The sequence below is a fragment of the Nitrincola tapanii genome (assembly GCF_008368715.1).
Taxonomy (GTDB): Bacteria; Pseudomonadota; Gammaproteobacteria; order Pseudomonadales; family Balneatricaceae; genus Nitrincola; species Nitrincola tapanii.
Map to the genome: position 1 here is coordinate 109,032 of NZ_SMRS01000008.1, position 18,967 is coordinate 127,998.

The 18,967-nt window shown below is 52.7% G+C and carries 18 protein-coding genes and 1 other RNA gene; 15 read left to right on the forward strand and 4 right to left on the reverse strand.

The genetic code is table 11. The features are described from left to right. The first annotated feature begins 15 nt into the window (after positions 1–15). Positions 16–450 carry a ClpXP protease specificity-enhancing factor gene (locus E1H14_RS11230; protein ID WP_149391571.1) on the forward strand — a complete coding sequence of 145 codons (435 nt, stop codon included), beginning with the start codon at positions 16–18 and terminating at the stop codon, positions 448–450. A gap of 48 nt (positions 451–498) precedes the next feature. Here the strand turns inward: E1H14_RS11230 and E1H14_RS11235 are convergent, their stop codons facing one another. Genes E1H14_RS11235 through E1H14_RS11250 form a run of 4 tightly spaced genes read right to left on the reverse strand, consistent with a single transcriptional unit; the run spans position 499 to position 3,961 of the window. Next, entirely contained in the window at positions 499–1,065 is a 567-nt protein-coding gene (locus E1H14_RS11235; protein ID WP_149391572.1) for a BON domain-containing protein, read from the reverse strand. Positions 1,066–1,068: 3 nt separating this feature from the next. Further along, a complete protein-coding gene (locus E1H14_RS11240) occupies positions 1,069–1,656 on the reverse strand; it encodes an SIS domain-containing protein (RefSeq protein WP_149391573.1) in 588 nt (195 codons plus the stop codon). A gap of 21 nt (positions 1,657–1,677) precedes the next feature. After that, on the reverse strand, positions 1,678–2,028 hold the full coding sequence (locus E1H14_RS11245) for a YraN family protein (protein WP_149391574.1): 351 nt from the start codon (positions 2,026–2,028) through the stop codon (positions 1,678–1,680). A gap of 43 nt (positions 2,029–2,071) precedes the next feature. Further along, a complete protein-coding gene (locus E1H14_RS11250) occupies positions 2,072–3,961 on the reverse strand; it encodes a penicillin-binding protein activator (RefSeq protein ID WP_149391575.1) in 1,890 nt (629 codons plus the stop codon). On the opposite strand from E1H14_RS11250, the gene rsmI reads away from it, so the two are divergent. The 14 genes from rsmI (at position 3,936) to E1H14_RS11320 (ending at position 18,967) form a co-directional block, all read left to right on the forward strand. Continuing rightward, the gene (rsmI, locus tag E1H14_RS11255; RefSeq protein ID WP_149391576.1) at positions 3,936–4,772 is read left to right on the forward strand and encodes a 16S rRNA (cytidine(1402)-2'-O)-methyltransferase; all 837 of its coding nucleotides are present in this window, start codon (positions 3,936–3,938) and stop codon (positions 4,770–4,772) included. The genes E1H14_RS11250 and rsmI overlap by 26 nt on opposite strands. 39 nt (positions 4,773–4,811) lie before the next feature. Then, positions 4,812–5,165, forward strand: an RNA gene (gene rnpB / locus E1H14_RS11260) — RNase P RNA component class A. A 315-nt stretch (positions 5,166–5,480) separates the two neighbouring features. Further along, on the forward strand, positions 5,481–5,933 hold the full coding sequence (gene mraZ, locus E1H14_RS11265) for a division/cell wall cluster transcriptional repressor MraZ (protein ID WP_149391652.1): 453 nt from the start codon (positions 5,481–5,483) through the stop codon (positions 5,931–5,933). A gap of 21 nt (positions 5,934–5,954) precedes the next feature. Beyond that, complete coding sequence (gene rsmH, locus E1H14_RS11270; RefSeq protein WP_149391577.1) at positions 5,955–6,893, forward strand: 16S rRNA (cytosine(1402)-N(4))-methyltransferase RsmH; 939 nt, start codon at positions 5,955–5,957, stop codon at positions 6,891–6,893. Further along, complete coding sequence (ftsL, locus tag E1H14_RS11275; protein WP_200834095.1) at positions 6,884–7,261, forward strand: cell division protein FtsL; 378 nt, start codon at positions 6,884–6,886, stop codon at positions 7,259–7,261. The genes rsmH and ftsL overlap by 10 nt, the downstream gene beginning before the upstream one ends. Further along, a complete protein-coding gene (locus E1H14_RS11280) occupies positions 7,245–8,954 on the forward strand; it encodes a peptidoglycan D,D-transpeptidase FtsI family protein (RefSeq protein WP_149391578.1) in 1,710 nt (569 codons plus the stop codon). Before ftsL ends, E1H14_RS11280 begins: the two co-directional genes overlap by 17 nt. Beyond that, on the forward strand, positions 8,951–10,429 hold the full coding sequence (locus E1H14_RS11285; RefSeq protein ID WP_149391579.1) for a UDP-N-acetylmuramoyl-L-alanyl-D-glutamate--2,6-diaminopimelate ligase: 1,479 nt from the start codon (positions 8,951–8,953) through the stop codon (positions 10,427–10,429). The genes E1H14_RS11280 and E1H14_RS11285 overlap by 4 nt, the downstream gene beginning before the upstream one ends. After that, positions 10,426–11,823: a UDP-N-acetylmuramoyl-tripeptide--D-alanyl-D-alanine ligase gene (locus E1H14_RS11290; protein WP_149391580.1), complete on the forward strand. Its 1,398-nt coding sequence runs from the start codon at positions 10,426–10,428 to the stop codon at positions 11,821–11,823. The genes E1H14_RS11285 and E1H14_RS11290 overlap by 4 nt, the downstream gene beginning before the upstream one ends. Further along, the gene (mraY, locus tag E1H14_RS11295) at positions 11,808–12,890 is read left to right on the forward strand and encodes a phospho-N-acetylmuramoyl-pentapeptide-transferase (RefSeq protein WP_149391581.1); all 1,083 of its coding nucleotides are present in this window, start codon (positions 11,808–11,810) and stop codon (positions 12,888–12,890) included. Before E1H14_RS11290 ends, mraY begins: the two co-directional genes overlap by 16 nt. A gap of 12 nt (positions 12,891–12,902) precedes the next feature. Beyond that, entirely contained in the window at positions 12,903–14,279 is a 1,377-nt protein-coding gene (gene murD, locus E1H14_RS11300) for a UDP-N-acetylmuramoyl-L-alanine--D-glutamate ligase (protein WP_149391582.1), read from the forward strand. After that, a complete protein-coding gene (gene ftsW / locus E1H14_RS11305; RefSeq protein WP_149391583.1) occupies positions 14,264–15,463 on the forward strand; it encodes a putative lipid II flippase FtsW in 1,200 nt (399 codons plus the stop codon). The genes murD and ftsW overlap by 16 nt, the downstream gene beginning before the upstream one ends. Then, on the forward strand, positions 15,460–16,545 hold the full coding sequence (gene murG / locus E1H14_RS11310; protein ID WP_149391584.1) for an undecaprenyldiphospho-muramoylpentapeptide beta-N-acetylglucosaminyltransferase: 1,086 nt from the start codon (positions 15,460–15,462) through the stop codon (positions 16,543–16,545). The genes ftsW and murG overlap by 4 nt, the downstream gene beginning before the upstream one ends. Next, on the forward strand, positions 16,542–18,011 hold the full coding sequence (murC, locus tag E1H14_RS11315; protein WP_149391585.1) for a UDP-N-acetylmuramate--L-alanine ligase: 1,470 nt from the start codon (positions 16,542–16,544) through the stop codon (positions 18,009–18,011). The genes murG and murC overlap by 4 nt, the downstream gene beginning before the upstream one ends. After that, entirely contained in the window at positions 18,008–18,967 is a 960-nt protein-coding gene (locus tag E1H14_RS11320; RefSeq protein WP_149391586.1) for a D-alanine--D-alanine ligase, read from the forward strand. The genes murC and E1H14_RS11320 overlap by 4 nt, the downstream gene beginning before the upstream one ends.

Here is an 18,967-nt window from a genome sequence, read left to right on the forward strand (position 1 = left end):
ATTTAGGTAATTGTTATGACTCCAAGCCGTCCTTATTTGCTGAAAGCGCTGTATGAATGGATTTCAGACAATGAGTGGACGCCCTATATCGCGGTAGATACTCAGGTGCAGGGGGTGATGGTGCCTGAGCAGTTTGTTCAGGACGGCCAAATCGTTCTGAATATCGCGATGTCTGCCGTGCGTGATCTGTTTATGGATCATACCGGGGTGTCATTTAATGCACGCTTTGGCGGAGTGCCGATGAACGTGTTTGTACCGACTGCGGCCGTTTTGGCGATCTATGCGCGTGAAAATGGCCAGGGCATGGGGTTCGGTGTTGAGCCGGGTGTAGAAGCCTTAATGCAGGAAGCAGAAGCGGCTGAAGAGCTGCCCCATTCAAACGATGAGCCTCCTCGCGAGGTTCCCCCTCGTGCTGAAGGCAAGCCCAAATTAACGATCGTGAAAAACTAAAAAAAAGGCTCCTTCGGGAGCCTTTTTTCTAAGTGTTGGAATCTCAGGTTAGATGTACTCAAACACCTTCACAATGCGTTGAATGCCCACAATACCGCGAATTGTGTTCACGGCTTGGTCGGCTTCTTGCGGTGTGACTAGGCCCATCAAGTAAACTACGCCGTTTTCAGTCACAACCTTGATGCGCATGCCTTCTGTATTGCGATCTGCTAACAACTGAGCTTTAACACGACCTGTGATGTAGGTGTCGTTGGCGCGAATCATCATCGAGGTGGGGCCAAGAATCTCTAGCTCGTTATGAATTTTGCGCACTTCACGCAGCTGCTGAACAACCTGAGTCGCCTCATCTTTGATACGCTGGCTGGGGACTTGTCCGGTCAGTAGAACCTGGCCATTATATGCGTTGACGTTAATATTCGAGCTTGAAAGCTCGGCACTGCCTTTATTCAGATTGACCTTGGATTTGAACTCTATCGAATTGTCTTCAACATAGTTTCCTAGGGTACGACGGCCATCATTCTCTTGGATGGGTGTTTCCCGGGCCGAGCTCACAAAGGTTGAGCAGCCGCTGAGGAGGCTTAGGGCAAGTATTAAGCAAGGTAGGCTTTTAGACATAGATCAGGCTCCGAATAGTTGATAGTCGATCAAGTCGCATAGGCAATGCAGTGCCAACAACTGCGCATGGTGTACTAGGGTTTCATCTTCTGATGGAATGCAGATCTCAATTTCATCTGGTCTTAAGAGAGCGGTCATGTTGCCGCCATCTCCTCCTGTTAGAGCAATCACGACCATCTCCCGATCATGTGCGGCCTGAATGGCTTGCACTAAGCTGGCTGAGCGGCCTGTGGCGGAAACCGCGATGAGAATATCCCCGGGCATACCCAGTGCGCGGATCTGTTTGGAATAAATCTCCGCAAAGCCGCTGTCTTCAGCGATCGCGCTCATGCTGGCGCTGTCGGCATTCAGAGCAATGGCAGGTAAGCCTGGGCGTTCATGACGAAAGCGATTCATCAGCAGACTGCTAAAGTGTTGTGCCAGCGCACCTGAGGCGCCATTGCCGACACATAACAACTTATGTTCACTGACCAGACAATGCAGCAGGAGTTCACCGGCAGCCGCCAGCATCGGCGTATACTGCTCAATGGTTTGTGCATTAATTTCCATCGAATGATGAAACTGATGGATGATGCGATCCTGAAGTTCCATGTCTGCTTCCGAATTCTCTACCTAGGGTCTAAAGGCGTCTTTATACCATATTGGGGATGAATTTCCTTCAAAAGCAACCACATCAAAGCGGCAGGGGTAGTCGCTCCAGTGCGGGTGGCGTGCCAGTAAGTAGCGTGCGGTCAGTGCCAGCTTCTGTTGTTTGCGCCAGTTGACGGAAAGTGCTGCACCGCCATAGGCCTGGCTTTGACGCTGCCGCACCTCAATAAACACAAGCGTCGATTGATCTTGCATAATCAAGTCTATCTCGCCAAGGCGGCACTGGGCATTACGTTGGATTAGGCGCAGACCCTGATCTTCGAGCCAGAGCAGGGCGCGGTTTTCGGCATCCGTGCCGTGTTGTTTTCGATCCATGAAAACACTCCTTCTATTGATCTCTTTAAAGCGCTACATCCTTCTAAGGCGCTATGGGTTGTGGAACACCATTACGGAATATAGCCCAGCTGAGGCTGCGCGTAATACGTTTTTGGCTATCAAAGGCTAGACGGCCGGTTTCACCCTCCATGAGTGCACCTTGCCCTGGATTGAGCTGAGAGAGATGGCGTTGTAAATGATAGGCGTCAGCCCCCAGTGCGTAGAATTTGCCCATATCTGTATCCACATCGGTACGGTGTTGGCTCAGGGCTTCACGCGTGCTGGAGTTAGAGGTGATGCGCCAGGGCAGGTCAATAAATTGAATGCCGTCGAGATCGGCATCACGTACGGCGTTGGCTGGGCCTTCGTATACATGCGAGGTTGCCAGTAAAGGAATCCCGCCTGCGTAGTGATAGGCTAGCATGGGGCGGATGAGGCGGGCATCGGTGGCATCTGTAATCATGAAGATGACTTGGCTGTCGTGGCTGACGTTCACCTGTTGCCCACTGCGTGAGCGGCTAGGCATGCTCCGTGCCAGAGCGGGATCTTGTACGAGGAGGCCGCGAATCTGTTCTGAAGCACTGGCCTGAGTATTATAGGTTAGGCTGCCGATAAGCTGGCCACCGCGATTGCTATATTCTTGGCGCAGTGTTTGTGTTAAGCGACTGGCCCAGGGCGCATCACTACTGATGATCAAGGCCGTGCGAAAGCCGGAAGCGATGGCGTAGTCTACAAGGCCACGAATTTCATGTTCACTGGAAAGTTCTAGTTGGAAAGGCGGATTACTGCCGGATTGGCTCTGATTTAAAGCCAGAACCGGAAGGGGGTGCTCTGGACTATTGGCCAGTTGATTGACCAGTTCACGCTCTAGCGGACCCACAATCCAATCGGCGCCCTGTTGTAGGGCTAGCGTGAAGAGTTGGGCCGAGGTTTGGATTTGTGTGGTGTCGAGGGTCACAACTTGAGTAGCAGTTTGTGTATCTGTTTGTAGAGCGGTCATAAACCCATCGCTGAGGTTGGTGGCTACTTGTGCCAGCGGGCCGCTGAAAGGAAGTGCTAAGGCAATACGTTTCGCGCCAGGTAAGCTGTCCAGTGCGCTCCAGCTGCCGATTGCTGGGCTGCTGGTTTCAGGTTGCTGGCTGTAAGCTGCCGGTGGAATCAAAGCGGCTGGATGCTCTTGCCAACGGAAGAGCCACTCATCAGGTAGATCTCCCGCTAGCTGTTGACTGATCTGAGCTTCATGTGCCAGTTCAAACCAACCCTGCTCAAAATAGGTGTTATTGCGGTCTTGGCGTGCGCGTTGTAGATCGCTGGTTTGCATGGCATTTAATTCACGCCAAATACGATCATGCAGAATGCGCTGTTGCTGACGGTCTTCAGTCATCTGGCTGCTGGCAATGAGCTCGCGTGTGGCGGCGAGATAATCTGCTTGCAGTTCAAAGGCATCAGCGCGGAGTTCACTCAGCTGCACCAGTTGCTCACTGTCGAGGTCGCGTGGTAGCTGGGTGTAATCGAGATAGACCAGCGCTTGCTGGCTGTCGCGTTGTTGAAGCGCATTCAGGGCGCGAATCTGAGCAATTTCAAACCCTAAAGAAGGGGGAAGGTTACGCGTGTCTGTTTGCGCCAGGACACGAATCGCCTCTTGTTGCTGATTCAGGCTGAGTAGGCGGCGAGCGGCTTGTACACGGAGTTCGGCAGCGCGAATAGGGCCTGCTTGATCAGCCGCACGCAATAGGCTATCAACGCTATCCGCTGAGGTGAGGCTAGGTGCGCGGGTGCTCGTGGGGCTAGGTGCACAGGCCGAGAGTAGAAGGCTAAGAAGGAGTAAAAGGAAAGACAAGCTCAGCGGCTTCATCTTATACTCTTGTCGAGTCACGCGTTGTGCATTACCGCGAATTGGAATTCTCATGTCTGAACCCGTTTTGTATGTCATAGCCACTCCTATTGGCAACCTGAATGATCTTTCGCCACGCGCAATCAAAGTGCTGGGAAGTGTTGATCTTATCGCAGCAGAAGATACTCGCCACACTGGGCGCTTGCTTGCGCAGTTTAGCATTAAAGCGCCGATGATTTCAGTGCATGAGCACAATGAAACACAGCGCACCGAGTTGATTTTGCATAAGTTGGCGGAGGGCCAAAGTGTGGCACTGGTCTCGGATGCCGGAACACCACTCATCTCGGATCCAGGCTATCCCTTGGTACGTGCTGTACGTGCTGCGGGATTTAAGGTCTCTCCGATTCCAGGTTGTTGTGCCTTTGTGGCGGCGCTGAGTGTTTCGGGTTTGCCATCTGATCGTTTTATGTTTTGTGGTTTTTTGCCGTCTAAGGCCAGTGCGCGTGAGCGAATTTTGCAGGAATGGGTGGGCTTTACGGCCACGTTAATCTTTTATGAGTCCACGCACCGGATATTGGATTCTTTGGCATCGATGTTGAAGGTATTTGGCCCTGAGCGTGAAGCGGTGGTCGCACGAGAATTAACCAAAACCTTTGAAACGATACGAGGTGGCTGTTTACAGGATCTGTTGACTTGGATGCAGGCCGATCCTAATCAGCAGAAGGGCGAATTTGTTGTGCTGATTCAGGGCGCGCCATCCACTGAGGTAGAGCAGCTGGTGGATGAGCATAGCTTAAAAATCCTGCAACGCTTGGCGCAAGAGCTGCCACCGAAGAAAGCCGCCGCCATTACTGCCGAGATCACCGGTGTTAATAAAAAGCTGCTTTACGAATCGCTCCTGCAAAAATAAAGATTGCCTTCAGGGGAGATCCTGTTAAGCTGCGCCCCGGAAGTCTGCCAGGCAGTCGCTGCCCTGTTCGCAGGGTGGAGGAAAGTCCGGGCTCCATAGGGCAAAGTGCCAGATAACGTCTGGGCGGTGTGAGCCGACGGAAAGTGCAACAGAAAGTAAACCGCCTAAGCATCTTCGGATGCCGGTAAGGGTGAAACGGTGCGGTAAGAGCGCACCGCGTGGGTGGCAACATTCCACGGCGATGGTAAACCCCACTCGGAGCAAGACCAAATAGGGATCCATATAGGTGTGGCCCACACCGGATCCGGGTAGGTCGCTAGAGGCGCATGGTGACATGCGTCCCAGATGAATGACTGTCCTCGACAGAACCCGGCTTATCGGCAGACTTCCCCTTTCTTATCCCGCTTTTTAGTGAATGGCTCACTTCTTTATTTTGTGCCGTTTCACCTTCATTCCCTCTGTTTTTGTCAGTTCAAGCTTGAACTCTAAGTGGTCTATTTTTCCTAACTCCCTGTTTATCCGATAAATCTATTGGCTCCTGACTTTTTAGGCCGGCTTTTTGCTGAAAATTCTTTCGGTTATGGCCGGTCATGCCCTGGAAAAGAGTGCTTTTGAGCGCCCTTGCATTGCCTAGGGTTACTATCTATAGTGTGCAATTGTGGGTAAAAGTGGTTCAAAGTGGGGATTTTGGGAGGTTTGGTGGGGGCGATGTTCCGCGGTGTCAGCCCGATCAATCTGGATGCCAAGGGACGTATGGCGGTTCCCGCTCGCTATCGAGATCTGATCGAACAGCTCTGTGCGAATCAGCTGGTGGCGACCATTGATACCGAAGCACGTTGTTTACTCCTTTATCCCTTACCTGAGTGGGAACTGATTCAAGCCAAAATTGAGGCTTTGCCCAGCTATAACCCTGCGGCTCGGCGTATTCAGCGTCTATTGATTGGCCATGCGACTGATCTTGAGCTGGATGCCAGTGGTCGACTTCTGTTACCGACCATGCTGCGTGAATACGCGCAATTGGATAAGAAGCTTGTTCTGGTTGGGCAGGGAAAAAAGTTTGAGATCTGGGATGAGACGCTCTGGAATCAAACACGTGAAGAGTATTTGCAGGCTGTTTCTGATGCGGTATTGCCGGAAGAGATGCAGCTTTTATCCTTGTAATTCAATCTATACGGAAAGTTTATGAGTCAGGCGTTCAGCCACATTACAGTGCTGTTGGAAGAAGCGGTGGATGCGTTAGTGACCGATCCCGCTGGCTGTTATGTGGATGGTACGTTTGGGCGGGGCGGCCATTCCCGTCGTGTGCTTGAGCGCCTTGCAGAAACGGGCCAACTCATCGCTTTTGATAAAGACCCACAAGCGATTGAGCATGCCCAGCGTTTGGCGGCGGAAGATTCGCGTTTTCAGATTATGCATGCGTCTTTTAGTGAGCTTGAGCAGGCCATGAAAACACGTGGCCTCAGCGGTAAGGTTCAGGGTGTGCTTTTAGATTTGGGGGTCAGTTCGCCACAGCTGGATGATCCTCAACGCGGTTTCAGTTTCCAGCAGGATGGTCCTCTGGACATGCGCATGAATACTCAAGCCGGTGAAAGTGCCGCAGAGTGGATCGCGCGTGCCAGTGAAAGCGAAATAGCGGATGTTATGTTCCAGTATGGCGAAGAGCGCTTCTCCAGACGCATGGCAAAAGCAATTGTGAATGCCAGGCAGCAAACCCCGATCACGACCACGGCTCAGCTTGCGGCAATCGTCTCGGCTGCGAATCCGCGCTGGGAGAAAGGTAAGCATCCTGCCACACGTGCCTTTCAAGGAATTCGTATCCATATCAACCGAGAGCTGGAAGAGATTGAGCAGTGTTTAGACCAAGCGCTGGAGATCCTAGCGCCCGGTGGACATCTAGTCGTCATCAGTTTTCATTCCTTGGAAGATCGTTTGGTGAAGCGTTTTATTCGTCGTCATGTTAAAGGCGATGAGCATCTGCCCGTCGATATGCCGGTCACACAGGCGATGTTACGTCAGCGATTAAAAAGTTTAGGTAAGGCGATACGAGCCAGTGAGGCTGAAGTGGCAGCTAATCCGCGTTCGCGCAGTGCTGTGATGCGTGTGGCCGAGAAATGCGCTTAAAAGATCTTCAGCAAAAGTGGTTAGGTTGGACGCACGCACGAGCAGAGGGAGAAGAGGTTCCGCAACCTCTGATCAGTAATGCTGAGCTGTTTCGTCCCACCCTTTTGGTCTTGAGTTTGATTCTGGCCATAGTCGTGACGGCGTTGATGGTGATTCAGGCCGCCTACGACTATCGGCGCTTGTTTAATGATCACCAGATTTTGGTGCATCAGTGGGATGAGTTGCAGGTGGAATGGGGGCAATTGCTCTTAGAACAAAGTACCTGGGGTGGCCACAGCCGTATAGAGAGTGAAGCGGAGTCGCGCTTACAGATGCGTGCTCCTGAGTCCAAAGAGATCGAGATCATTCGACATGAGCAGCCAAAATGACACACTAAACACCCAAGCCGCACGCAGTTGGCGTCTGTGGCTGGTTTTTGCCATTTTGGGCGCCGTGGTGCTGGCGATCACCGCAAAACTGATGTCCTTATATATGGTGGATCAGGAGTTTCTGCAAAACCAAGGGGATGCGCGCACCATTCGTACAATGGAAATTCCGGCGCATCGTGGTTTGATCACTGATCGCAATGGTGAACCTTTGGCGGTGAGTGCGCCAGTGGCTAGTATCTGGGTGGATCCAAAGTTCTTTGATCGTCAACATCCGCAAATTCGTTCTCTCAGCCATCTTCTTGAGATCCCGCGCGATGAACTCTTAGGCCGCATCAATGCCAATCCCGAGCGGCGTTTTATGTATCTGCGCCGACAAGTAACGCCTGAGTTTGCGGAAACCGTACAGTCACTTGGTATACCTGGCGTCAACATTGATCGTGAGTACCGCCGTTTTTATCCGGCAGGGGAAGTGACGGCGCATATCGTTGGCTTCACTAATGTTGATGGTGCGGGGCAGGAAGGGATTGAGCTGGCCTATGAGCAGGCGTTGCAGGGTGAGCAAGGGCGTAAATTGGTGATGCGCGATCGTGTGGGTCGTACGATTCGTCATATTCAATCGTTACAAGATGCGCGCCCTGGTCAGGATGTGCAGTTAAGTATCGATCTGCGCGTGCAGTATATGGCTTATCGAGAATTAAAAGCGGTGGTTGAAGCCCATCAGGCAGATTCCGGTTCGGTCGTGATTCTGGATGTGCAAACGGGTGAAGTCTTGGCGATGGTGAATCAGCCCTCTTATAACCCGAACGACCGTTCACGCTTGCAAAGTGCGGCGATGCGTAACCGGGCCGTCACAGATCTGTTTGAGCCAGGTTCAACCGTGAAACCCATGACCATTGCAGCAGCTTTAATGACCGGTCGTTATCGCCCGGATACGGTGGTCAAAACTTCGCCTGGGACGATGCGTGTCCGTAATGCCACAGTGAAAGATTTTCGTAATTATGGGGATTTAGATCTTACGGGCATTATCACTAAATCCAGTAACGTGGGCCCCGTGCGTTTGGCCTTGGATATGGAGCACGATCGCTTGCCGAAGCTGATGCAAAGCGCGGGCTTAGGGCAGGTGAGTGCGATTAATTTCCCTGGTGAGCGCAGCGGTCAACTACCTTTTGTAGCGGAGCGTCAGGTGGTTGAGCGTGCAACCATGGCCTATGGCTATGGTTTATCCGTGACTCCCTTACAGTTGGCTCAGGCCTATATTCCCTTTGCCACCGACGGGCTCTTCCGTCCTGTCTCTTTGATCAAGGATCAAGCGCAGCCTGCCCAGCGCATCATGCCCGTGGGTACTGGGGATCAGGTATTAAAAATGATGGAGACGGTGATTGGGCCTGAAGGCACCGCGCGACGTGCAGCCGTGCCGGGTTATCGAGTCGCTGGCAAAACCGGTACGGTGCATCGTGTCGGCGCCGGGGGCTACAACCGCAATGAATATATTGCGGTTTTTGCCGGTGTCGCGCCTGTTTCCGATCCACGCTTGGCGATCGTAGTGATGGTGGATAATCCAAAAGGCCGTGAATACTACGGGGGTGAAGTCGCCGCTCCAGTGTTTGCACGGGTTGCGGGGGGAGCGATGCGCTTGTTAAACATCGATCCGGATAAGCTCCCGGAAGTCAGAACGCAGGTGGCGAATCGATGAGTTTGTGTATGCCCTTGGGCGCTCTCTTGCCCGAACTGCCTGAACCCTTAAGTCAGCGTGAGATTTGTGGGATCTCTCTAGACGCACGGCATCTGCGCCCGGGCGAATTATTTATTGCCCGCGCAGGGGTGAAACATCATGCTACCGATTTTTTAGGTCAAGCGGCGCAAGCGGGTGCTGTGGCGGCGCTGATTGATGCCCAATACCTAGCTGAGCCTTTACTGGATACGGCTATGCCGGTTTGGCCTCTGGAGGATTTTGAAGCGCGTTTGGGGTGGCTGGTCAGTGCTTTTTATGGTCATCCCTCAAACAAGTTAAAAGTAATAGGGATTACTGGAACCAACGGTAAAACCTCAACGACCCACTTTTTAGCCCAAGCCTTAAATGCTTTACACAAGCCTTGTGCTTTAATGGGTACGATCGGTAATGGTTTTCTCGATCAACTTCAAGCCTCGACGCATACCACCCCGGATCTGGTGCGTGTGCATGCCTTACTCGCACAATATCAAGCTCAAGGCGCGCAGTATGTGGCAATGGAAGTATCGAGTCATGCCTTGGATCAGGGACGGGTTGCCGGCGTCCATTTTCAAGCGGCAGGCTTTACCAATCTCACCCGCGATCACCTTGATTACCATCCTGATATGACGCATTACGCGGCATCTAAGGCGAAACTGTTCCAGCAGCCACTCGATTATGCCTTTTTGAATCTAGATGACGCCTGTGCGCAGGAGTGGATGCGGACTTTGCCCCAATCCTTTTTAACCTACTCCCTAGACAAGCCTGAAGCTGATATCTACCTCGCTGATGTGCAGCTTCAGCCGCAAGGGATGAGCGCTCGATTAGTGACGCCCTGGGGAGAAGCCGCACTTGAGACACCTCTTTTGGGACATTTTAATCTCAGCAACCTGTTACTGACCGCGGGTTTGTTGGGTGTCCAGGGATTTACGCTTACAGAGGTGGTGAGTGCCTTGGCTCAGGTGCAGCCGGTTCAAGGGCGCTTGCAAGTGGTTTCGCGAGAAGATGAGCCCCTGGTATTAGTGGATTACGCCCATACACCGGACGCACTGGAAAAGGTATTGGTGGCGCTCAAGGCGCATCGGCGTGCTGAAGGAAAGTTGATTCTGGTCTTCGGTTGCGGCGGGGATCGAGATAAGGGCAAACGACCGTTAATGGCCGCAGTTGCTGAAGCTTGGGCGGATGAGCTGGTGATTACCAGTGATAACCCACGTTATGAAGCACCTGAGCAGATTATCGAAGAGGTTTGTGCTGGCTTGCATGGGCGCTTGCAACCTCAGATTGAAGTGGATCGAGCGCAGGCCATTACTTACGCGCTGGATCAGGCAGAGGTTAAGGATATAGTGCTTATCGCCGGTAAAGGCCATGAAACCTACCAAGAGGTGGGCGCTCAGCGTTTCCCTTTTTCTGACCAAGAGATCGCACAGCAGGTGCTAGCGCTGAGGAGACAACAAGCATGATCGGGCACTGGACCTTGGCCACTCTCGCACAAGCGTTAAGACTTGAGCCATCACATCTGGATCAGGATCTGCCGATTACCGGTATCAGTACGGATACCCGCAAGGTGGCTGCCGGAAATGTATTTGTGTGTCTGCGTGGCGAACGTTTTGATGCTCATACATTTGTCGATCAGGCGCAAGCCCAAGGGGCTATTGCGCTGGTGGTCGATCATCCTGTGGCTTCTGATCTGCCGCAGTTTTGTGTGCCGGATACACTGCGTGCACTGGGCGAGATTGCGGCCTTTAATCGGCAGCGCTTTCATGGTCCTTTGGTGGCCGTCACTGGGAGTAGTGGTAAAACAACAGTTAAAGAGATGCTGGCGCGTTTGTTTAGTTTGCGTGGTCAAACCTTGGCGACTCAAGGCAATTTAAACAATGCGATCGGTGCACCACTGACCCTTTTGCGACTAAGCGATGAAGATACTCATGCGGTCATCGAATTGGGAGCCAGTGCGCGTGGTGAAATCGCTTATACCACGGCCTTTACGCAACCTGATGTTGCGATTTTGAATAATGCTTATGCGGCGCATCTCGAAGGTTTTGGCAGTTTAGACGGTGTAGCCCAAGCGAAATCAGAAATCTATTCCACCCTCTCACCTGAAGGCTGGGGTCTAGTCAATCTGGATGATCCCTATGCCCCCTTTTGGATGGAGGTTGTGCGACAGCAGGGTGCCAAGCTCTTCACCTTCGCTGTGCAGGCACCCGCTGCGGATCTGCGCGTGGAATTCTTGGATGAGGATGCTGAGGGTCGTCTTCTCTGTGCGCTGCACTATCACGGCCAGAGAGTGGAAAGCTGTTTACCATTGCTCGGGCGTCATAATCTGAGTAATCTTGCCGCCGCTGCCGCGGCCTGGGTGGCGACAGGCTACCCATTACAGGATTTAGAGGAAGGTATTCGTGCGTGTCAGCCGGTAAAAGGCCGCATGTTTCCTCTACGTACACCTCAACAGACACGGCTCATTGATGATTCTTACAATGCCAATCCAGAAGCGATGAAGGCGGCAATGGATTATCTTGCGGCCTGCTCTGGGCGGCGCATTCTGGTCTTGGGTGATATGGCTGAGTTAGGTGAAGGCGTGGAGGCGCACCACCGTGCGATGGGTGTTTATGCCGCAGAAAAGTCAATTGATCTGTTGATGACAACAGGGCGGTGGATGCAGGTTGCTAGTGAAGCCGCACAAGCTTTGGGAATGCGAGCCGAGCATTACCCAGACATATTAGATTTGATTCAAGCTTTGAAGCCCCTGGCCAAGGCTGAGGTGACCTGTTTAGTCAAGGGTTCCCGCAGTGCTGGGATGGAGCGGGTGGTGGATGCATTAATGAAAGAGGAAGCGCCCGCATGCTCTTGCTACTGAGTGAATTTTTAGCACAGTACTACACAGGTTTTACGGTATTCCGATACATCACCCTGCGCGGTATTCTCGGGGTCTTGACGGCACTGATGTTGTCGTTGGTCTTTGGTCCTTATTTGATCCGTCAGCTGAAGCTTAAACAGATCGGCCAGGCGGTGCGCAACGATGGCCCCCAATCTCATCTCAGTAAATCAGGCACACCGACCATGGGTGGGGGGTTGATCCTCTTATCCATTGCCGTGGCGACGCTTCTTTGGGCCGATCTCAGCAATCGTTATATCTGGATTACCCTCTTTGTCTTAGTCGTTTTTGGTGCCGTGGGTTGGGTAGACGATTGGCGCAAAGTGGTGGAAAAAAATCCACGTGGTTTGCCGGCACGCTGGAAGTATTTCTGGCAATCGATCGGGGGTCTCGGAGCCGCCGTCTTGTTGTTTATGACCGCACAAAGCCCAGTCGAAACACAGCTTATAGTGCCCTTCTTTAAGGGTGTGGTGTTGGAAATGGGGATCTTTTTTATTGTCTTTACCTATTTTGTCATCGTTGGCAGCTCAAACGCTGTGAATTTGACGGACGGCTTAGACGGTTTGGCAATTATGCCAACGGTGTTGGTAGCCGGTGCCTTAGCGGTGTTTGCGTATTTGAGTGGGCATGTACAGTTCGCTAACTACTTACATATCCCCTATGTGGCGGGTTCAGGTGAGTTGATCATTATTTGTGGTGCGATCGTGGGGGCGGGCTTGGGCTTCCTCTGGTTTAACACCTATCCCGCACAGGTGTTTATGGGGGATGTGGGCGCTCTCTCTTTGGGTGCCGTGTTAGGCGTGATGGCGGTTATTGTGCGTCAGGAGTTGGTCCTCGTGATCATGGGCGGGATTTTTGTATTAGAAACCGTTTCTGTCATTTTACAGGTGGCGTCTTACAAGCTGACAGGGCGTCGTATTTTCCGTATGGCTCCGATCCATCACCACTTTGAATTAAAAGGCTGGCCCGAACCACGTGTAATTGTGCGCTTTTGGATTATTAGTGTGGTGTTGGTTTTGATTGGTTTGGCTAGTTTGAAGATACGTTAAGGGAGCAAAAAGTTGGCACTGATTGCGACAGACTCACAACGCATTATCATCGGTCTTGGGCAGACTGGGTTGTCCTGTGCGCGTTTTCTGGCGGCTAAGGGTTGGCCTTTTGCAGTGGTGGATACGCGTGCCGAACCTCCTTTAGCGGATCTTTTTCGTCGCGAATTTCCAGAAGTTGAATTACGTTGTGGTCCTCTGCAAGCGGATTTCCTCAGTCGTGCGCGCAGCTTAATACTCAGTCCGGGTGTAGCGCGTGCCGAACCGGCCATTCAAGCGGCTGAGTCCGCCGGTGCTCAAGTACTGGGAGATATTGATCTTTTCTGTGCAGAAGTGACCGCCCCGATTGTGGCGATCACGGGATCGAATGCCAAAAGCACGGTTACCACGCTAGTGGGAGAGATGGCTAAGGCGGCCGGTATTCGTGTTGGGGTGGGGGGGAATATAGGGGTACCGGTCTTGGATCTCTTGCAAACCGGCCCAGCGGATCTGTATGTGCTGGAATTGTCGAGTTTCCAGCTGGAAACTACTCATCTGTTACGCGCTAAAGCGGCAACGGTCTTAAACATTAGCCCGGATCATCTGGATCGTTACGACTCTATTCAGGCCTATTACTTAGCCAAACACCGAATTTATCGTGGCTGTGAACAGGCAATTTTTAACCGTGATGATGCCCTGACCCAGCCACTTATTGCTGTGGGTATGCGCGCCCAGTCCTTTGGCTTACAGACACCCGATCTCGGGCAGTGGGGGGTGCGTGAAGAAGCCGGTGTGTTGTATTTGGCGAAAGGTTTAGAAACCCTGATGCCTGCCACGGAATTGCGTATTCAAGGTCAGCATAACCTCGCCAATGCACTCGCCGCTCTGGCGCTGGGTGAGGCAGTGAAGTTGCCACGTCAAGCAATGCTGGAGGCTCTGCGGCAGTTTTCAGGCTTACCTCATCGTTGCCAGTGGGTAGCTGCAGCAGAGGGGGTCACCTGGATCAATGATTCTAAAGGCACCAATGTCGGAGCCACTCTAGCCGCGATTCAAGGTTTAGGGTCGGAACTGACAGAACAAGGACGTTTGCTTGTCATACTCGGCGGTGTTGCCAAAGATCAACGCTTTGTTGAGTTACGCACGCCGCTACAGACCTTTGCCCGTGCCGTGATTCTCTTGGGACAAGATGCACCCATCATTGCCGAAGATCTGGCCGGCTTGCCCTTATATTTTGTGGATTCAATGCAAGCTGCCGTCGCACAAGCGCACGCCTTAGCCCAAGCTGGAGACGTTGTGTTGCTGTCACCGGCCTGTGCCAGCTTTGATATGTTCAGTGGTTATGCACAGCGTGGTGAGGTGTTTGCCGCCTGTGTGGAAGCCTGTTTGAAGGAGGCCGCATGCTCTCAAAACTGAGTTTGCAAGGTGTTTGGCCTTCTGCATTAGATTTGCCGCAAGGACGTATGCCCTTTGATGGTTATTTGGCACTGAGTGCCTTGTCGTTAATGCTGATCGGTTTTGTCATGATTTCCTCCGCCTCCATGGATGTGGCAGCGCGTGATTTTGGCTCACCTTTTTATTTCATGATCCGCCACGGGATTTTTGTCGGTTTAGCCATGGCGGCCGTGGTTTTTATGTCGCGCATTCCAACGCACTTATTGGAACGTTACAGCGCTTATCTCTTACTGATCGGACTCTTCCTGCTGCTCTTAGTGTATGTGCCGGGCATTGGTCGTGAGGTGAATGGTAGTCGGCGCTGGATTAACGCCGGGATCTTTAATTTACAAACCTCAGAGCTGGCCAAAATCTGTTTAGTGCTCTTTATGAGCGGATATCTGGTGCGCCGCTTGTCGGAAGTTCGCAGTGGTTGGGTTGGAATCTTGAAGCCGGCCTTACCCTTAGCACTCTATGTCGGTCTGCTGATTATCCAGCCTGACTTTGGTGCCACAGTGGTTCTGATGGGAACTGTGATGGGGATGATCTTCCTCGGTGGTATGCGTATCTTTCAGTTTGTGACGGTGATCTCCGTGGCCGGAGTTCTGGCCTATTTTATGGCGATTTTCCAGCCTTACCGTATGCAGCGTTTGCGCTCCTTCCAAGATCCTTGGGCCGATCCTTTTGGTGCCGGCTATCAGTTGTCGCAAGCACAGATCGCTTTTGGACGCGGGGAGTGGTTTGGCACAGGCTTGGGCAACAGTATTCAAAAGCTTTTTTATCTACCGGAAGCGCACACCGACTTTATCTATTCCATCTTGTCGGAAGAGTTAGGTCTGATCGGTGCTGTGCTGATTATTGCGGTGTATATACTGCTGGTCAGTCGCATTTTCCTCATCGGGCGTGGAGCTGAGAAGTTGAATCACTTCTTCAAAGCCTATGTCTGTTATGGCTTTGGTTTTATCTTCGCAGGACAAGCGCTGATCAACATAGGTGTGAACGTTGGGGCGCTGCCCACCAAAGGCTTGACCCTACCTCTATTAAGTTATGGCGGCAGTAGTTTGTTGGCCTCTGCGATGATGATCGGCATTATTTTGCGCATCGATTTTGAAGTGAAGCGTGCACAGCTAGAGGCCTTGTCGTCTTCGCAAAGGAGAGTGCGATGAGCGCGACATCAGGCAAAACCTTATTGATCATGGCCGGTGGAACCGGGGGGCATGTTTATCCCGCTTTGGCGACGGCCGATCTATTGCGTGCGCAGGGCGTGCGCATCGAATGGCTCGGCACTGAGCGAGGGATCGAAGCACGTGTGGTGCCGGCGGCCAAGATCCCACTGCATTGTATTCAAGTGCAGGGCCTTAGAGGCAAGGGCGTGTTGCGCTTACTCACGGCACCTTTGAATTTACTACGAGCGACCTGGCAGGCACGTAAGATTTTAAAACAGGTACAACCTCAGGCTGTGCTGGGTATGGGCGGCTTTGCGTCCGGTCCAGGGGGCTTGGCGGCTTGGTCTCTAGGTATTCCGGTGCTTATTCATGAGCAGAATGCCTATCCAGGCATGACGAATAAAACACTGGCACGTTTTGCACAGCGCGTCTATCAGGCGTTTCCCAGTGCTTTTGCCGAGCTGCCGTTGGCGCAAACGATTGGTAACCCTGTGCGTGGTCCTATCTTAGAGTTGCCCGCTCCTGAACAGCGTTTTGCTGAGCGCAGTGGGCCTTTGCGTGTTTTGGTGGTGGGAGGCAGTTTAGGGGCACAGGCGATCAATCAATGCGTGCCTCAGGCGTTAGCCTTATTACCCGAAGCAACGCGACCACAGGTGTGGCATCAGACGGGGATTGCGCATCATGCGCCCACAGAGCAGCGCTATGCCGAGTTAAACCTGACTGCGCGTGTTGTGCCTTTTATCGAAGAGATGGATCAAGCCCTAGCCTGGGCGGATTTGGTGGTGTGTCGATCCGGTGCTCTGACCGTCAGCGAACTGGCGATTGCGGGGGTGGCGTCTATCTTAGTGCCTTTCCCACATGCCGTAGACGATCATCAAACGGCCAATGCCCGTTTTCTGCAGCAGGCGGGAGCGGCTGAGCTGGTGCCACAAAGCGATTTAAATGCCGAATCTTTGGCGGCATTGTTCACAAAATTTAATGACCGTGCATTGTTGCTGGATATGGCACAAAAAGCACGCAGTCAAGGTCAGCCGCAGGCCAGTCAAGCCCTCGCGGATGCCTGCATCGAGGTAATGCAATGAGCCAGTTGCTTGAACAAACAGGCCGTCCAAGCCGATCCACCCAAGTGTATGAAGTGCCAGAGATGCGCCGTATTCGTGCCATACACTTCATCGGTATTGGTGGCGTGGGTATGTGTGGTATCGCCGAAGTCTTGTTGAATCAAGGGTATAGTATCAGCGGTTCGGATATGAAAGCGTCAGTGGTGACCGATCGTCTGCAACAGCTGGGCGCGCAAGTGTCCATCGGTCATGCTGCAGAGCATGTCAGTCGTGCCGATGTGGTGGTGATTTCGACAGCGGTGACCGCCAACAATCCGGAGTTGCTGGCCGCACGTGAGCGGCGTATTCCCATTGTCCGCCGTGCTGAGATGTTGGCCGAACTGATGCGTTATCGTCACGGGATTGCGGTGGCCGGGACACATGGTAAAACCACCACCACCAGCTTATTAGCGTCGATGCTAGCGGAAGCCGATCTCGATCCGACGTTTGTGATCGGGGGGCGTCTGAATAGTGCCGGGACTAATGCCCAGTTGGGCGGCAGTCGTTATCTGGTGGCAGAAGCTGACGAATCAGATGCTTCCTTTTTGCATTTACAACCTATGGTCGCCATCGTCACCAATATCGATGCTGACCATATGGACACCTATGAAGGTGACTTTAACAAGCTCAAGCAGACCTTCATTAATTTCCTCCATAACCTGCCTTTTTACGGTCTGGCGGTGGTGTGCACGGATGATCCGGTGGTGGCTGAGATTTTGCCAGAGATCAGCCGTCCGGTGCTGACCTATGGTTTCCATGAAGGTGCAGACTATCGTGCTGTGGAGATACGTCAAGAGGGGATGCAAAGCCATTTTAAAGTTTTGCGTCCCGGTGATGCTCCGGCACTGGAGGTGACCCTCAATATGCCGGGCCGTCATAACGTGTTGAACGCCCTGGCGTGCATCGCGGTGGCAACCGATGAGGGGGTCGCGGATGCCGCCATCTGCCGTGCATTACAGCGTTTCCAGGGTGTGGGTCGTCGCTTTCAGGTGTTAGGTGAAGTGGCGGTGGCTGAGGGTGCGGTCACGCTTGTGGATGACTATGGCCACCACCCGCGTGAGGTGAAAGCCGTGATTCAAGCCGTGCGTGATGGTTGGCCAGGACGGCGTTTAGTGATGATTTATCAACCGCATCGTTATACGCGTACGCGTGATCTCTATGACGACTTTGTCCAGGTCTTGGCGGAGGTGGATCTCCTGATCATGATGGAGGTTTATGCGGCCGGTGAAGCACCAATTCCAGGGGCCGATACGCGCAGTCTGTGTCGTAGTATTCGTCAGCGTGGCGTGGAGCCGGTTTTTGCTGAGAAGAGTGATGCCATTCCTGAATTACTGAAAACATTATTGCGTCCAGGTGATCTGCTGTTGACTCAAGGAGCAGGTGATATCACGGCTTTGGCTCATCAACTCCGTGGCCTAAACCTGACGCGTGAAGGAGAAGTTGAATGATCTCTATCCCCATCTCTCAACAGGAAGCGGCTGAATTAGGGCGTGTTGCCGTGTTAATGGGAGGGCGTTCTGCCGAACGCGCCATCTCATTGCGCAGTGGTCAAGAGGTCTTGAAAGGATTACTCGCTGCGGGCGTTGATGCGTTTGCGATTGATCTCTGTGCGGAGGGTGCAGACCCCGTCGCGCAGTTGTTGGCAGCCGAGTTTGATCGTGCTTTTTTAGTCACGCACGGTCGTGGCGGTGAGGATGGCACGCTCCAAGGCTTGTTGGAAATGATGCAAAAGCCCTACACGGGCAGTGGTGTTGCGGCGTCCGCGCTGGGTATGGATAAGTTGCGCTGCAAACAGTTGTGGATGGGTGCTGGTTTCCCTACTCCCGCATTTGAAGTCTTGACTGAGACAACGGATCTGGATGCTGTGGCCGCCCGCTTGGGCTTCCCGATGATGGTCAAACCTGTGCATGAAGGCTCCAGTATTGGTATGAGCCGTGTGCGCAACACAGAAGAGTTGCGTGCCGCCTATGCACAAGCGGTTGAGTACGATCATTTGGTCATCGCAGAGGCCTGGATCTCCGGGGCGGAATTTACCGTGGCTATTTTGAATGGTGCAGCACTACCGGTGATTCGCTTGGAAACTAGCCATGATTTTTATGACTTTAATGCGAAATACGAAGCAGCTGATACACGTTACCTGTTTGAAGATGGACTCAGCTCAGCACAGCGTGAAGCCTTAAAGCGTTTGTGTGAAGGTGCTTTTGCCGCAGTAGGTTGCCGTGGTTGGGGACGTGTAGATGTGATGATGGATCAGCAGGGTCATTTTTACCTACTGGAAGTGAATACTCTGCCCGGTATGACCGACCACAGCCTGGTGCCTATGGCGGCCAGACAGGCTGGCATGGGTTTTGAGCAGTTAGTGGTGACCTTGATTCGCACCTCTTTGATGGATTCGGAGTCTTAA